General features: G+C 53.4%; 13 protein-coding genes. 11 read left to right on the top strand and 2 right to left on the bottom strand.

The features are described 5' to 3' along the window. Positions 1–26 precede the first annotated feature (26 nt). Positions 27–605: a class I SAM-dependent methyltransferase gene (locus tag ABD931_RS24995; RefSeq protein WP_345270755.1), complete on the top strand. Its 579-nt coding sequence runs from the start codon at positions 27–29 to the stop codon at positions 603–605. Between the two features lie 12 nt (positions 606–617). Here ABD931_RS24995 and xerD read toward each other — a convergent pair whose 3' ends face one another. Continuing rightward, complete coding sequence (gene xerD, locus ABD931_RS24990) at positions 618–1,523, bottom strand: site-specific tyrosine recombinase XerD (RefSeq protein WP_345270754.1); 906 nt, start codon at positions 1,521–1,523, stop codon at positions 618–620. Between the two features lie 64 nt (positions 1,524–1,587). On the opposite strand from xerD, the gene aroQ reads away from it, so the two are divergent. The 6 genes from aroQ (at position 1,588) to ABD931_RS24960 (ending at position 6,683) form a co-directional block, all read left to right on the top strand. Continuing rightward, complete coding sequence (gene aroQ / locus ABD931_RS24985; protein ID WP_345270753.1) at positions 1,588–2,013, top strand: type II 3-dehydroquinate dehydratase; 426 nt, start codon at positions 1,588–1,590, stop codon at positions 2,011–2,013. A gap of 4 nt (positions 2,014–2,017) precedes the next feature. Beyond that, entirely contained in the window at positions 2,018–3,043 is a 1,026-nt protein-coding gene (locus ABD931_RS24980) for an aminotransferase class V-fold PLP-dependent enzyme (RefSeq protein WP_345270752.1), read from the top strand. Between the two features lie 56 nt (positions 3,044–3,099). Further along, positions 3,100–3,567 carry a pyrophosphohydrolase domain-containing protein gene (locus tag ABD931_RS24975; protein WP_345270751.1) on the top strand — a complete coding sequence of 156 codons (468 nt, stop codon included), beginning with the start codon at positions 3,100–3,102 and terminating at the stop codon, positions 3,565–3,567. Positions 3,568–3,570: 3 nt separating this feature from the next. Continuing rightward, positions 3,571–4,833, top strand: a complete 1,263-nt coding sequence (gene pepT / locus ABD931_RS24970) for a peptidase T (RefSeq protein ID WP_345270750.1) — start codon at positions 3,571–3,573, stop codon at positions 4,831–4,833. Positions 4,834–4,946: 113 nt separating this feature from the next. Then, positions 4,947–6,149, top strand: coding sequence for an alpha/beta hydrolase family protein (locus ABD931_RS24965; protein ID WP_345270749.1), 1,203 nt, complete (start codon positions 4,947–4,949; stop codon positions 6,147–6,149). Positions 6,150–6,185: 36 nt separating this feature from the next. Further along, complete coding sequence (locus tag ABD931_RS24960; protein WP_345270748.1) at positions 6,186–6,683, top strand: hypothetical protein; 498 nt, start codon at positions 6,186–6,188, stop codon at positions 6,681–6,683. 53 nt (positions 6,684–6,736) lie between these two features. Here ABD931_RS24960 and ABD931_RS24955 read toward each other — a convergent pair whose 3' ends face one another. Then, positions 6,737–10,027 carry a S41 family peptidase gene (locus tag ABD931_RS24955; protein ID WP_345270747.1) on the bottom strand — a complete coding sequence of 1,097 codons (3,291 nt, stop codon included), beginning with the start codon at positions 10,025–10,027 and terminating at the stop codon, positions 6,737–6,739. 287 nt (positions 10,028–10,314) lie between these two features. On the opposite strand from ABD931_RS24955, the gene ABD931_RS24950 reads away from it, so the two are divergent. The 4 genes from ABD931_RS24950 to ABD931_RS24935 all read left to right on the top strand — a co-directional run bounded on the left by ABD931_RS24950 (position 10,315) and on the right by ABD931_RS24935 (position 13,799). Next, positions 10,315–11,220, top strand: a complete 906-nt coding sequence (locus ABD931_RS24950; protein ID WP_345270746.1) for a 3-keto-disaccharide hydrolase — start codon at positions 10,315–10,317, stop codon at positions 11,218–11,220. Between the two features lie 54 nt (positions 11,221–11,274). Continuing rightward, positions 11,275–11,907, top strand: coding sequence for a ribonuclease H1 domain-containing protein (locus tag ABD931_RS24945; RefSeq protein WP_345270745.1), 633 nt, complete (start codon positions 11,275–11,277; stop codon positions 11,905–11,907). A gap of 104 nt (positions 11,908–12,011) precedes the next feature. Beyond that, on the top strand, positions 12,012–12,710 hold the full coding sequence (locus ABD931_RS24940) for a tRNA1(Val) (adenine(37)-N6)-methyltransferase (protein ID WP_345270744.1): 699 nt from the start codon (positions 12,012–12,014) through the stop codon (positions 12,708–12,710). A gap of 102 nt (positions 12,711–12,812) precedes the next feature. Then, a complete protein-coding gene (locus ABD931_RS24935; protein WP_345270743.1) occupies positions 12,813–13,799 on the top strand; it encodes a glycosyltransferase family 2 protein in 987 nt (328 codons plus the stop codon). The last annotated feature ends 36 nt before the right edge of the window (positions 13,800–13,835 follow it).

Genomic DNA, 13,835 nt, shown 5'->3' with positions numbered 1-13,835 from the left:
CTGATTAACCAACTGGCCCGAACCGAATGCACCCACTGACGTCATTTCTCAAACGCAAGATCCTTCGTATCAACCGCGACCGCTGGAACTATCAATACGACAAAGGCTTATGGGACGGGCTAAAGGCGCTGGATGAGCTGGCGCGGTTCAGTGTCATTGTCGGCTACGTCAAATACCTGAAGCCCGGGCAGCCGGAGATCCTGGAAATTGGCTGCGGAGAAGGTCTGCTGCAACAACGGCTACAAGAGCAGAACTACGGCCGGTATGTAGGCATGGATATTGCCGACAAAGCCATCGAACAGGCCAAAGCCGCAGCCGACCCCAAATGCACCTACCTGGTGGGTGATATGGACAAGTACGAGCCGGAGGGGACCTTCGACATGATTATCTTCAACGAAGTCATTTACTACAGCAAACATCCGCTCAAAACGCTGCAACGCCTGGCAACCTACCTGAAACCGGAAGGCCTGCTCATTGTCACCATCAACGACCACAAGCACAGCGCTGAACTCTGGGACTCCATCAAAGGCGGCTTCAGGCTACTGGATGAAACCAGGACGATTACCTCCAAGGGTAGCTGCGTGTGCAATGTGTTAATTGGTTGATTGGTTAACCAATCAACCACGCCCCCTCGGATGGTAGTCGATCATGGTCTGCCGGAGGTAATCGCGGTCGATATGGGTGTAGATTTCGGTGGTGGTGATGGACTCGTGGCCGAGCATCTGCTGAATGGCCCGGAGGTCGGCACCGCCTTCAATGAGGTGGGTGGCGAAAGAATGGCGGAAGGTGTGGGGGCTGATGGTTTTGCGGATGCCCACTTCAGCCGCCAGCCGCTTGATGGTGGTAAAAACGGATACCCGCGACAGCTTTTTGCCGCGCAGGTTCAGAAAAACGGTGTCTTCATCGCCTTTCTGCACAGCCAACTGGTTCCGCACATGCTCTACATAAATGCGGGTATACCGAATCGCATCCTCCCCAATCGGTACTAATCGGAATTTGCTGCCCTTCCCGAAAATACGCAGGAACCCATCGTCGAAATAGCAGTTGGTCAGCCTGAGGTCAAGTAGTTCAGAGACGCGCAGGCCGGAGCTGTATAGCACCTCCAGCATGGCGCGGTCGCGGGTGCCGCCGGGCGTGGAGAGGTCGATGGCATCGAGCATCTGCTCAATTTCCGGGTAGCTCAGCGTATCGGGCAGTTTTCGCCCCAGCTTCGGCCCCTCAATGAGTTGGGTAGGGTCATGCTGGATGGTATTCTCCAGCACCAGAAACTTATAAAACGCTTTCAGTCCCGACAAGATGCGGGCCTGGCTATGCGCCGACAGCCCCAGTTCGCCGAGGTATTTCAGAAAATCGCGCAGATGCAGGTCCGTCACCTGTAGCGGTCCAACGGGTTTCTCATCGGCCAATGCCAGAAACTGCCAGAGCTTCCCGACATCGTGCAGGTAAGCCTCCACCGAATTTTCGGCCAGCGACCGCTCCAACTTCAGGTAGTTTTTAAACGCATTGATATAACTTTGCCACATGTCTGTACCCCGGAATTGCATTCCGGGAGAAAATAAAAGCCGGAATTACATTCCGGGGTACACTATGAAAAAAATCCTTATCATCAACGGCCCGAACCTGAACCTGCTGGGCAAGCGCGAGCCGGACATCTACGGCAACCGCTCGTTTATCGACTACCTCAAGACGGTCGAGCAGCAGTTCCCCGACGTGCAATTACACTATTTTCAGTCAAACCACGAAGGTGAGCTGATTGATAAAATACACGAGCTGGGCTTCACCATCGACGGTATCGTCATCAACGCCGGGGCCTACACGCATACCTCCATCGCCCTGGCGGATGCGCTCTCGGCCGTAACCGCTCCGGCCGTTGAGGTCCATATCTCCAACGTTCACGCCCGCGAGTCGTACCGCCACCACAGCTACCTCTCTGCCAAATGCAAAGGCGTGATCGTTGGGCTGGGACTAATGGGCTACGAGCTGGCAATTCGGTATCTGTTAAGTCAGCAGTAGGCCCATGATCACCTTTTACCCTGGCCCCTCCAAAGTCTACCCGCAGGTGGCGCAGTATGCGCAGGAAGCGGTGCAGCAGGGCATTGTCAGCCTGAACCACCGCAGCCGGGGGTTTATGGACATTGTTCAGGAAACGCTGCGGCTGCTGCACGAAAAGCTGGACATCCCGGCCGATTACCACATTGCGTTTATCTCATCGGCCACCGAGGGCTGGGAAATTGTAGCGCAGTCGCTGACGGTGGCTACCAGTCTGCATCCGCATAGCGGGGCTTTCGGTAAAAAGTGGATGGAGTATGCCCACCGCATCAAGCCGATGATCGAGCCCGGTCTGGCCGATGTGCTGTGCGTGGTGCAGAACGAAACCTCCAACGGCACGCAGGTACGGATGGAAACGCTGGCGGAATTTCGGCACGGCTTCACTGGGTTGATTGCCGTCGATGCCGTATCGTCGATGGGCGGTATCAGGCTCGACTGGACGCTGGCGGATGTCTGGATTGCCTCCGTGCAGAAATGCCTGGGGCTACCGGCCGGGTTAGGTCTGCTCATTTACTCCCCGGCCGCGCTGAAAAAAGCCGAAATCATTAGTGACCGTCAGTACTACAACAGCCTGCTCTTCATTCACGAGAACATCGGGAAGTTCCAGACGCAGTACACGCCCAACGGTCTCGGCATTTACCTGCTCATGCGGGTCTTGCAGCAGGTGCCGCCCATTGAGGAGGTAGACCGCCTGATAAAGCAGCGGGCGGAAGATTGGTATACGTTCATTGCGTCGGGGCAGGCGGCATCGGCGGAGCAGGATTTGCACCTCCTGATCCAAAACCCGGCTCTCCGCTCCGATACCGTTATTGCCGTAGAAGGTTCGGCCGAGCGTATTGCAGCCATTAAGGCCGCAGCGCTGGCGCAGGGCATCACCCTCGGCAACGGCTACGGCGACTGGAAAAACACCACCTTCCGTATCGCCAACTTTCCGGCCATTGACGAAGAGGAAATCAAAACGTTAAAAGACTTCCTGCTTACCAACGGATTTTAGTCCTTATTTTGGACCTCCTTGTATCCTGTTAATCTGTAAAATCCTGGTTCCAGACCATGCAATCACCTGACTCACTCAATCAAGTTGCCGAATTCCACCGTACATTTCACCACCCCATTCTGGATACTCCGCAGTTGCCGGCCGAAAACCGCTGCCAGTTGCGCGTAGCCCTGCTGGCCGAAGAGCTGAAAGAGCTGGAGGTGGCTATTCTGGAAAAAGACATCGTGGCCGTGGCCGATGCCCTGTGCGATTTACAATACGTTCTGTCCGGGGCTGTGCTCGAATTCGGGCTGGGCGAGAAATTCAGGACACTGTTCGACGAAGTACAACGTTCTAACCTTAGCAAAGCCTGCCTGACCGAGGAAGAGGCCCAGGCGACCGTCGATCATTACCGGAGCAAGGGCGTCGACTGCCACTACATCGGGTCGGAAGGCAAATTTCTGGTGTACCGCACCGCCGACAACAAAACCCTCAAGAACATCAACTACTCCCCGGCCGATCTGGAGAGTATCCTGAGTAAATAACCTATGCACGATTACCCATTCACCGTTACCGATCGTTTTCTGCACTACGTGCAGATTGATACCCAGTCGGACCCGCATGCTGCGACCAATCCGTCTACCGAAAAGCAAAAAGACCTGAGCCGGGTGCTGGTGGCAGAGCTGCACGCCATGGGTATTCAGGATGCCGAACTGGACCCCTACGGCTATGTCTACGCCACCATTCCGGCCAATACCGATAAGGAGAATGTGCCTGTTATCTGTTTCTGCTCCCACGTAGATACCTCGCCGGATGTGACCGGAGCGGGCGTAAAACCGATTATCCATCAGGCCTGGGACGGTTCTGACATTGTGTTGCCCGACGTAGAAAATCCCGGTGACCTTCCGCAGGTTATCCGCGTTGCCGACCATCCCGATCTGGCGGCTCAGGTGGGCAACGACATCATTACGGCCAGTGGTACTACCCTGCTTGGGGCCGACAACAAGGCCGGTGTAGCCGAAATCATGGATGCTGCCCATTACCTGATGACCCATCCGGAGGTAAAACACGGCAAAATCCGGCTGCTCTTTACGCCCGACGAAGAAATAGGCCGGGGCACCGACAAAGTGGATATTCAGAAGCTGGGTGCCGACTATGGCTATACCATCGACGGCGAAGCCCTGGGCACGCTCGAAGACGAAACGTTCTCGGCCGACGGCGTTAAGATTACCATTCAGGGCGTCAGCACGCACCCCGGTTTTGCCAAAGGCAAGCTGGAAAATGCGCTGAAAATAGCCGCCGACCTGCTGGCCGCCCTGCCCAAAGATCAGCTATCGCCCGAAACCACGGAAGGGTACGACGGCTTTGTGCATCCAACCCATCTGGAAGGGAATCAGGATAAGGCCGTGCTGCAATTCATTGTCCGCGACTTTACGGAACAGGGACTGCTGGAAAAAGAGCATTACCTACAGGATGTTACAAAGCAGGTACTTGCCGGCTACCCCAATTCCAGCGCCCTGTTTACCAGCATTGAGCAGTACCGCAACATGAAGCAGGTACTCGACCAGCACCCGGCCGTAGTCGACAATGCCCTGGAAGCCATCCGGCGCAGCGGCCTCACACCCGCACGGCGCAGCATCCGGGGCGGTACCGACGGCTCCCGGCTATCGTTTATGGGATTGCCCTGCCCCAATATCTTCGCCGGCGAACACGCCTTTCATTCCCGGCTCGAATGGGTATCGGTGCAGGATATGCAAAAGGCTGTGGAAGTAATTGTCAATCTGTGTCAGGTCTGGGAAGAAGGCGCGTAGCCGCTTTTTGCCTTGAAGGCACGTAAGTTATATACGTCATAGCCGTTACCAGAACTTAATAGGATACCTACTGCAAAAATCGTATCTTTCTGTCCTGTTTAAACACCCATTATATGCACCCACTTCGTCATTACTACCGCGTTATATCCACTGTGCTGCTGCTGGTCTGGCTGGCCGGTTGTCAGAAGCCAACAGATCCCCAACCCGCCAATCAATACCTGGTCAGCAATACGCTATTGGGCGAGTATTCGCGGGAGCAGGTGATTTCCCGGGTGACGGGAGCCATCCCCAATTCCGGTGCGCTGGCATTCCTGTTGATACACCCCATCAAGGTGTACCGTATTGTGTATAAAACCAAAAACACCGATGGTACCGAAGTGCAGGCCTCGGGAGCGCTGGTAATCCCCAACCCCGCAGATAAGAACCTGAGCTTTCCGCTTATCAGCGAGCAGCACGGCACCATCTTCTCCGACGCCGACGCGCCTTCCAACAATGGTCCCGGCAGCGAAACCTACTCCATCGGTTCGCTACTAGCCTCCAACGGATACATTATAGCCCTGCCCGATTTTATTGGCTACGGCGTATCAAAAAATCTGCCGCACCCCTATCAGCACCGGGCCTCGCTGGCTTCTTCCTCGCTGGATATGATACGGGCAACGCGGGAGTTTATTCGGCAGGAGAATATCAAGTGGGACCAGAAACTAATGATTGCCGGTTATTCGCTGGGTGGTTTCGCGACTATGGCGCTGCAAAAGAAAATAGAGGAAGAAACCGGCACAGAATTCAACCTGGTTGCTTCCAGTTGCGGAGCCGGTGCCTATAACAGTTCAGCGTTTATGAACTACCTGATTAACCAGAAAACCCACGGCATTGCTGCCTACAACGGACTTTATACCATGGTGTTATCGACCTACAACCGGGTATACGGGCTGAACCGGCCGATAAGTTTTTACCTCAAAGAACCCTATGCCACGGCCGTAACGAGCAATCCGTTCGGTGCCAACATTCCGGTAAGCTTCAACGAGGCCGTAATGGACTCCTTCCGCAAGGGGGTAAACGACGGAACGGATACCCCGTTTATCAATGCCGTCAGAGACAATAATATTTACGACTGGAAGCCGCGCACGCCCATGCAGCTCTACCACGGCACGGTCGATCAGCAGGTTTTTTATTTTAACTCTGTTGACGCCTTCGAAGCGATGAAGAAGCGGGGGGCTACCAACGTAGAGTTAATCTCCTTGCCCGGCAAGGGCCACGGCGATGCCATTCAGGACTTTCTGCTGGGCACCTTTACCTTTTTCAGCTCAAAGCGGTAGTCACTTTCCATGCCGCAGCCATTCCCCGTCTTCTGTATGAAAGCCTTATCTGTAGTTTTTGGCTGTATGGTGGGGTTACTTTCCTTTGCCCAGGCACAGCGGCCGTTTGGTGATGCGTGCCTGGGGACCTGGACGGGCACGATGTATATTTACCGGCAGGGGGCGGTTAAAGATAGTGTGCCGGTCCGGCATACAGTGGCCAGAACGGCTGATCCGAATGCCTGGACCTGGAAAACCGAGTACCTGTCGCCGAAGCACCCCGTGGTTAAAGACTATGTGCTGCGGCTCAAAGACCCAGCTAAAGGAATTTACGTCACTGACGAAGGCAACGGTATCGAACTTGCCGATCACCTGTTCGGTAACAAGCTATACAGCGTGTTTGAAACCCAGGGCATTGTTCTTACGGCTACCTATGAACTCTCAGGCAATCAATTGATTTTTGAAGTCACCTCCGGCCGGAAACAGGCGGCTGCCAGTCAGGAGGTGACTACCTTTTCGGTCGATAACCTGCAGCGGGTAGTATTCAGGAGATAAGCTAAAATCACCCGCTGCAGGTTTATTCAGTCAATGCATTACACACCAAACTTTCAGGATTTCCCACTGTTTACCCGCACGGGATCAACAGGTCTGGCTACTGGCTGGGCAGACTGATTTTTTAGCTCCTGCATAATCACCTCTACCGCCTTTTCCAGTTGCGGATCTCCCCCGTTAATAACTGCTTTGGGCGTCATTTCAACCTCAATATCCGGGGCCACGCCCTCGTTTTCAACCTCCCATTTGCCATCAGGGCTAACAATGCCCAATCGGGGTGCCGTAATAAATCCATTGTCCATTAACACCGGGTAATCATAGATACCAACTAGACCACCCCAGGTACGCTTACCAACCAGCTTACCCAGATTACGGCGACGGAAGTAAAGCGGCAGCGCATCGCCACCCGACCCGGCGTACTCGTTTACAATCATGACTTTGGGGCCAAATATTGAGGCTGTCGGTGTAGAAAACATCTTTCCTTCGCGGGTTGCCCAGTAGCTTAAGAGCGGCCGGTTTAGGTTATCGACAATATAGTCGGCTGCGGACCCTCCCCCATTGAATCGTTCGTCGATAATGACCGCTTTCTTGTTGAGCTGGGCGTAATAATACCGGTTAAAATAGGTGTAGCCGGCCTGGGCCGTGTTGGGCAGGTACACATAGGCAACCTGTCCATTGGTTAGTTCATCAACTCGTTTGCGATTGTTCTCCACCCACGCCCGGTTGCGTAATCCGCTTTCACTCTTCACGGGCATTACGGTAACGGTTCGGGCACCTTCCATTGTTGGCCGGGAGTTCACCGTGAGCAACGTCTGGCGTTCGGCGGCATTTTCAAAAAAACTATACAGGTTATCCGTTGCCGTTACTTCTTTGCCGTTGACCGCCAGCAGATACTCGCCTTCTTTAATCTCAACCCCAGGGGCCGTAAGCGGAGAACGCAAGTCGGGGTTCCAATTCAACCCGCTGAAAATTCTGGCAAATTGGAACCGCCCGTTAGAAACCCGGTAATCAGCGCCCAATAACCCAATGGGTGTAGGGTCGACCGCCGGTACATCACCTCCACCCACATAATTATGACCAACCACCATTTCGCCGATCATCTCGGCAAAGAGAAAATTAAGATCGGAACGGTGGCCTACATGCACCAGAAAGGGTTCATACTTTTGCTTTATGGCTTTCCAATCGGAGCCGTGCATGTTGTTTACGTAGAAATAGTCCCGCTCGATCCGCCAGACTTCATCAAACATCTGCTTCCATTCGGCCTGTGGATCAACCCAAACTTCCATTTTGCTCAGGTCGAGTTTGCCGTCTCCAACCTTATGCTTTGCCTTGGTGTCTACAATACCAGCTACCTCCGAAGGGGCAAAATACAATAGTTTGTTGCCGTCGGCACTGATTGTATACCCCCAGATACCGCTCATGAACTCGTCACTCTTTCGTGTTTTCCAGTCAAACCAGTGCAGCGTTCGGGCTCCGGACTCTGCCGGAATTTGGGTAAACAACAACTTACCTTCGGCTGTCACCTGCAAATCTTCGTAGTTGTTTTCCGGAACAGGCAGCGCCAGTATGCGTTGATCAATCTGATCCAGATCAATGGTAACGGCCACCTTCACACTATCGGCCGGTTTGGTTGGTTTACTGGTAGCGTCCACTTTTCCCTTTGGCTTAGCCGGTGTTTTGGCTACACTATCGGCTGGTTCATCGCCTGGCTTTTCTTCGTCGCTCTCCGGTGCCAGGGGCGACGGTTCTCCTTTTCTAAGCATAACCACATACAGGCTTCGCTTGATTGGCCGCTCATACGAGGACATATCGAGCCAGCCTGAGTTAAGGCCGAAGTTGGTACTGGCGGCAAAGTACAGGTATTTGCCATCACGGCTGAAAGCCGGCGAAACGGCATCGCTCATCCCATCGGTTATCTGCGCCGATTTTCCCGTAGTCAGGTTATACACAAACACTGCCCGGAGGTGATTATCCAGTCGTTTGGTATAGGCTATCCATTTGCTATCAGGAGACCAGACTGGATTAAGTGACCGCTGGGGGTGATCATAGGTATCTTCGTCGACACGGACCGGCTTTTTCGTAGCCAGATCAAGGTAATACACGCGGAGCCGTTTATCGGTAAACAACAGTTTTTTGCTATCCGGCGACCACGTTGGTTCGTAATAATGAGATGGATCGTTCCAGTCAATCTCCGCCACCTGTTTCCCATCCATCTGATTAGCGACAATAAGCTTATACTCTCCGCCGGCATCTGAGAAGTAAGCAATATGCCGACCGTTGGGCGACCAACAGGGATACCGTTCAAACGTACCGGGCGTTTGAGTGAGGTTTCGGGTATCTCCTTTTTCCAATGGTACCGTGAACACATCCCCGCGAGCTTCAAAAAGAGCACGTACCCCGGTGGGTGAAATAGTGGCATGGTGGATAAACTTGGCTGCCGGCTTGTACTGCGCACGAAGCGAAAGTAAATCCGGAGCAATCCGTACACTGATTGGTTTACCCTTTCCGCTTGTCAGGTCGAGCAGGTGCAAACGACCCGCCTGCTCATAAACAATTTCTTTTCCATTTGAAGCCAGCGCTTTTACGTCAAAATCCTGGTGTTGAGTAACCTGCTTCACCTGCTTCGATTCGGTTTCGTAGGCGAAGACATTCATAGTCCCCGCCCGGTCCGACAGAAAATACACCGTTTTTCCGGCCCAGACGGGTCTGGTATCGGAGGCATTGGTATGGGGCACTACCTGTATTTCCTGCGTCTTCCGGTCAAAGAGCCATACCGGTGGGGTCTGCCCGCCCCGGTATTGTTTCCAGGTGTCAAAAGCATCATGAATTGGCGTATACGCAATAGTATTTCCATCCGGCGAAAACTGCCCATGTTCGGCCATAGGCATTGGCAGCACTTCCGGCATTCCCCCATTGACCGGTATAAGGAACAACCGGCTGTAACGCGTTGAATTTGATTGTTGGCTGGAGGAAAACAGAATGTGTTTGCCGTCGGGTGTCCAGCCCCGTACCAGGTCAACAGCCGGGTGATACGTGAGCCGCTTCGGAATACCGCCGTTCACAGAAACCACATAGACATCATTGTTCCCGTTGTAATTACCACTAAAGGCAATCCATTGCCCATCGGGCGAAAACATCGGGTTGGATTCTTCTTCCGGATGTACCGTTAGCCGTTGCGGATTGTTGCCGCTCTTATCTGCAAGCCAGATATCACCTGCATACGTAAAGGCAAGGTGGGTTGCGCTGAGCGTTGGCGTACGCAGCAACAATGTTTCACCGGTTGGCGGTGTAGCCCTGCCAATTGTGAGAGTAGCACCAAGGAAAATAATGGAAAGAAGTTGTCTCATACAGGTAAATGGTTAGTTTCGGCTGGAAAAAAACAGGAAGGATAGCCACCTGAAAATCAGGAATTTCTCATAGCGGATTAGTACCCTATAAAAGCCAATGTACGGTAAAAGACGTAAAATCAATAGGCTATGAAAGTATGATTTACTATTCGGTAAATAGTGAAATTCTGATTACTTGCGTGCCTATGCAAAAGTCGACTGTATGTCTACTCCGAACTCTTCCGGAGAGAGTAGACGAAACCAGCGTCTCACTTATACTGTAAATGCCTAAGCCCCCTGTTTTCCCAATGAAACTATTCATTATACCCCTTCTCCTTTTCTCTTTACTCCTTATCGCCTGTCTCCCCTCCCTCGCCCAAAACAACCCCTCCCGCCAGGAGTGGATTCAGTTGTACAACGGCAAAGACCTGAGCGGCTGGGACATCAAGATTGCCGGTCACGCGTTGAACGAGAACTACAAAAACACGTTCCGGGTCGAGAACGGGATGCTGCGGATTGCGTATGATCAGTACCAGAATTTCGACAATAAGTATGGCCACATCTACTACAAAAAGCCTTATTCCTACTACCTGCTGCGGTTTGAGTACCGGTTTATCGGCAACCAGCTACCGGGCGGAGCCACCTGGAACAACCGGAACAGCGGAGTGATGATTCACTCGCAGTCGGCGCAAAGCCTGGGTAAGGACCAGGATTTTCCGATCTCACTGGAGATCCAACTGCTGGGCGGTTTAGGGAAAGGCGAACGGCATACCGCCAACCTGTGTACCCCCGGTACCATTGTGGAGATGAATGGAAAAGTAAACCCGGCCCACTGCATTGACTCCGATTCAAAAACCTACGACGGGGACCAGTGGGTAACGGTAGAAGCGCTGGTGCTTGGTGACTCCATCATTCACCACATTATTGCCGGTGATACGGTACTTACTTACGAAAAACCACGCATCGGGGGCGGCTACGTCAGCAAGCAATACGACTTCGTCCAGGCTCATGTGCCCAACCCCGACTACTGGATCAAAAAAGACAATACGCTTTTGGCAGAAGGCTACATTGCTCTCCAGAGTGAGAGCCACGCCATCGACTTTCGCAAAGTAGAGCTGCTGAACCTGAAAGGCTGCACCGATCCGAAGGCGCTGAACTACAAGTCTTATTACCGCGCATCGGATAACACACAGTGCGTTTACCGGAAGCGATAGCTGCTTCTGAGCGGTGAAAACTGTAACTTTGCCCCCTGAGCAAGCAAGGAGTACATGGCCAAATCGCCAAAATATTACGTCGTCTGGAAAGGGAAGCAACCAGGCGTGTACGATAGCTGGGCCGACTGCCAGGCCCAGATCGAAGGGTTTAACGGAGCCCTCTACAAATCGTTCGAGAGCCGCAGCCTGGCCGAAAAAGCCCTTTCCGAAAAGCCTCACCTGCACATTGGCGCACCGCAGAAAGCCGGCACACAGGGCAAGTTACCCGGTATTGTTGGCAAGCCCATACCCGACAGCGTAGTGGTGGATGCCGCCTGGAACACTGCCACCGGCGATATGGAGTACCAGGGCATTTACCTGCCCACCAAACAAACCATCTTCCGGATGGGTCCTTACGCCGACGGCACCAACAACATCGGCGAGTTTCTGGCTATTGTTCACGCCCTGGCCCTGCTGGACCAGAAGCACAGCAATATTCCCATCTATTCCGACTCCCGCACCGCCATCGGCTGGGTCCAGAAAAAGAAAGCCAATACCAAACTCGACCCCACCCCCCGCAATCAGGAACTGTTCGACCTGCTCGCCCGCGCCGAAAAATGGCTGCAAACCCACCGCTTCGCCAACCCCATCCTCAAATGGGAAACAACACATTGGGGGGAAAATCCGGCAGATTTTGGAAGAAAATGAAAGGAATTATGAGTTAAAGACTAATGCGTTAGCTGACGCACCAAACGTTATCATAAGCCGACGTTTTAATTCTTAACTCGTAACTCATCACTCTTAACTCCTTTATGTTTCGCTTCAAACAATTCACCATCCGGCAGGACCGCACGGCCATGAAGGTCTGTACGGATGCGTGCGTATTGGGCGCGTATGCCGATGTGGGTGTGGGGGGCCGGATTCTGGATATTGGCACCGGCACGGGCCTGCTGGCACTCATGGCGGCCCAGCGGAACGAAACTGCCCTGATCGATGCCGTGGAGATTGACGAAGCTGCTGCTCAGCAAGCCCGGGAGAATGTAGCCGCCAGTTCCTTTACCGAACGGGTATGGGTGGTGCAAAGCAGGGTTCAGGCGTTTGCGCCGGCCAGGGTCTACGATCGCATTCTCACCAATCCCCCGTTCTACACCAACCACCTCCGCTCGCCCGATGCGGCTGTGAACCGGGCACTGCATACGGACGATCTGCCGGGTACGGAACTGATTGAGGCCGTGGTGCGGTTACTGAAGCAGGACGGGCAGTGGTGGATATTGCTGCCGCCCTACGAAGCGGGTCAGTTGGCCCGGCAGGCGGCAACGGTTGGGCTAAAGCCGTTCCGGCGGCTGCACCTGCGCCACCATGTTCGCAAACCGGTATTCCGGCTCATTACCGGCTTTGCGTATCAGGAAGGGAACGTGGTTGATGAAACGCTGGACATTTACGAGCCGGATGGCCGAACGTACACCCAACCATTTCGGGCGTTGCTGACAGACTTTTACCTGATTTTCTGACATCTTTGCGCGAACCTTTGTGTACTTTGCGTTTAAATATTGTTTACTATCTGAGCAACCAGCTTTTATACGTTAACAGGTCTTCGGATACCCTAAACTGGCATGGCCGAGCAGCTTGACATATCGGTGCTGATCCCCCTCCTGAACGAAGAGGAATCGTTACCCGAACTCCACGACTGGATCGTTCGGGTAATGACGGAACACCATTATACCTACGAAATCCTGTTTATCGACGATGGCAGCCGGGACCGCTCCTGGGCGGTGATCGAGCACCTGTCGGGTATTAACCCCAACGTGCGGGCCATTCGCTTCGGCCGGAACTACGGCAAAACGGCTGCCCTGCAAACGGGTTTTCAGTCGGCTAAGGGGAACGTGGTCATTACCATGGATGCCGACCTACAGGATAGCCCCGACGAAATACCGGAACTGTACCGGATGGTGACCGAAGACGGCTACGATCTGGTATCGGGCTGGAAGCAGAAACGCTACGACCCCCTCAGCAAAACCCTGCCGACCAAGCTCTTCAATGCCGTCTCGCGCTGGGTATCGGGGGTACACCTGCATGATTTTAACTGCGGCCTGAAAGCATACCGGCTGCCGGTGGTCAAATCGATGAACCTCTACGGCGAAATGCACCGCAACCTGCCGATGGTAGCTAAATGGAACGGCTTCAGCCGCATTGGTGAGAAAGTAGTACAGCACCGTGCCCGTAAATATGGTACGACCAAATTTGGGCTGGATCGCTTCATCAACGGCTTTCTGGACATCCTGGTTATTGCCTTTGTGCAGAAATTCAGCCGGCGACCCATGCACTTTTTTGGTGGGTTTGGTACACTCTCGTTCTTTATCGGTACGGTAATTTCCCTATGGCTCTTAGGCGAGAAGCTGTATAATATTGCCCAGGGGCTGCGCTACCGGAACGTAACCGACAATCCGCTGTTCTTTTTTGCCCTGGTAGCCATTATCCTGGGTGTACAATTATTTCTGGCCGGATTTGTCGGCGAAATGCTGGTGCGGCAGAACTCCAACAAAACGGGCGATTACCTGATTGCCGAGAAAATAGGTTTTTCCGACAAGATTTCCGTGTAATTTTGCCCGTCTGTATTTTTATACGGTCATGTCAGT

It is taken from the genome of Nibrella viscosa (assembly GCF_039541875.1).
GTDB classification, from domain to species: domain Bacteria; phylum Bacteroidota; class Bacteroidia; order Cytophagales; family Spirosomataceae; genus Nibrella; species Nibrella viscosa.
This window is presented reverse-complemented; position numbering and strand designations above follow the sequence as displayed.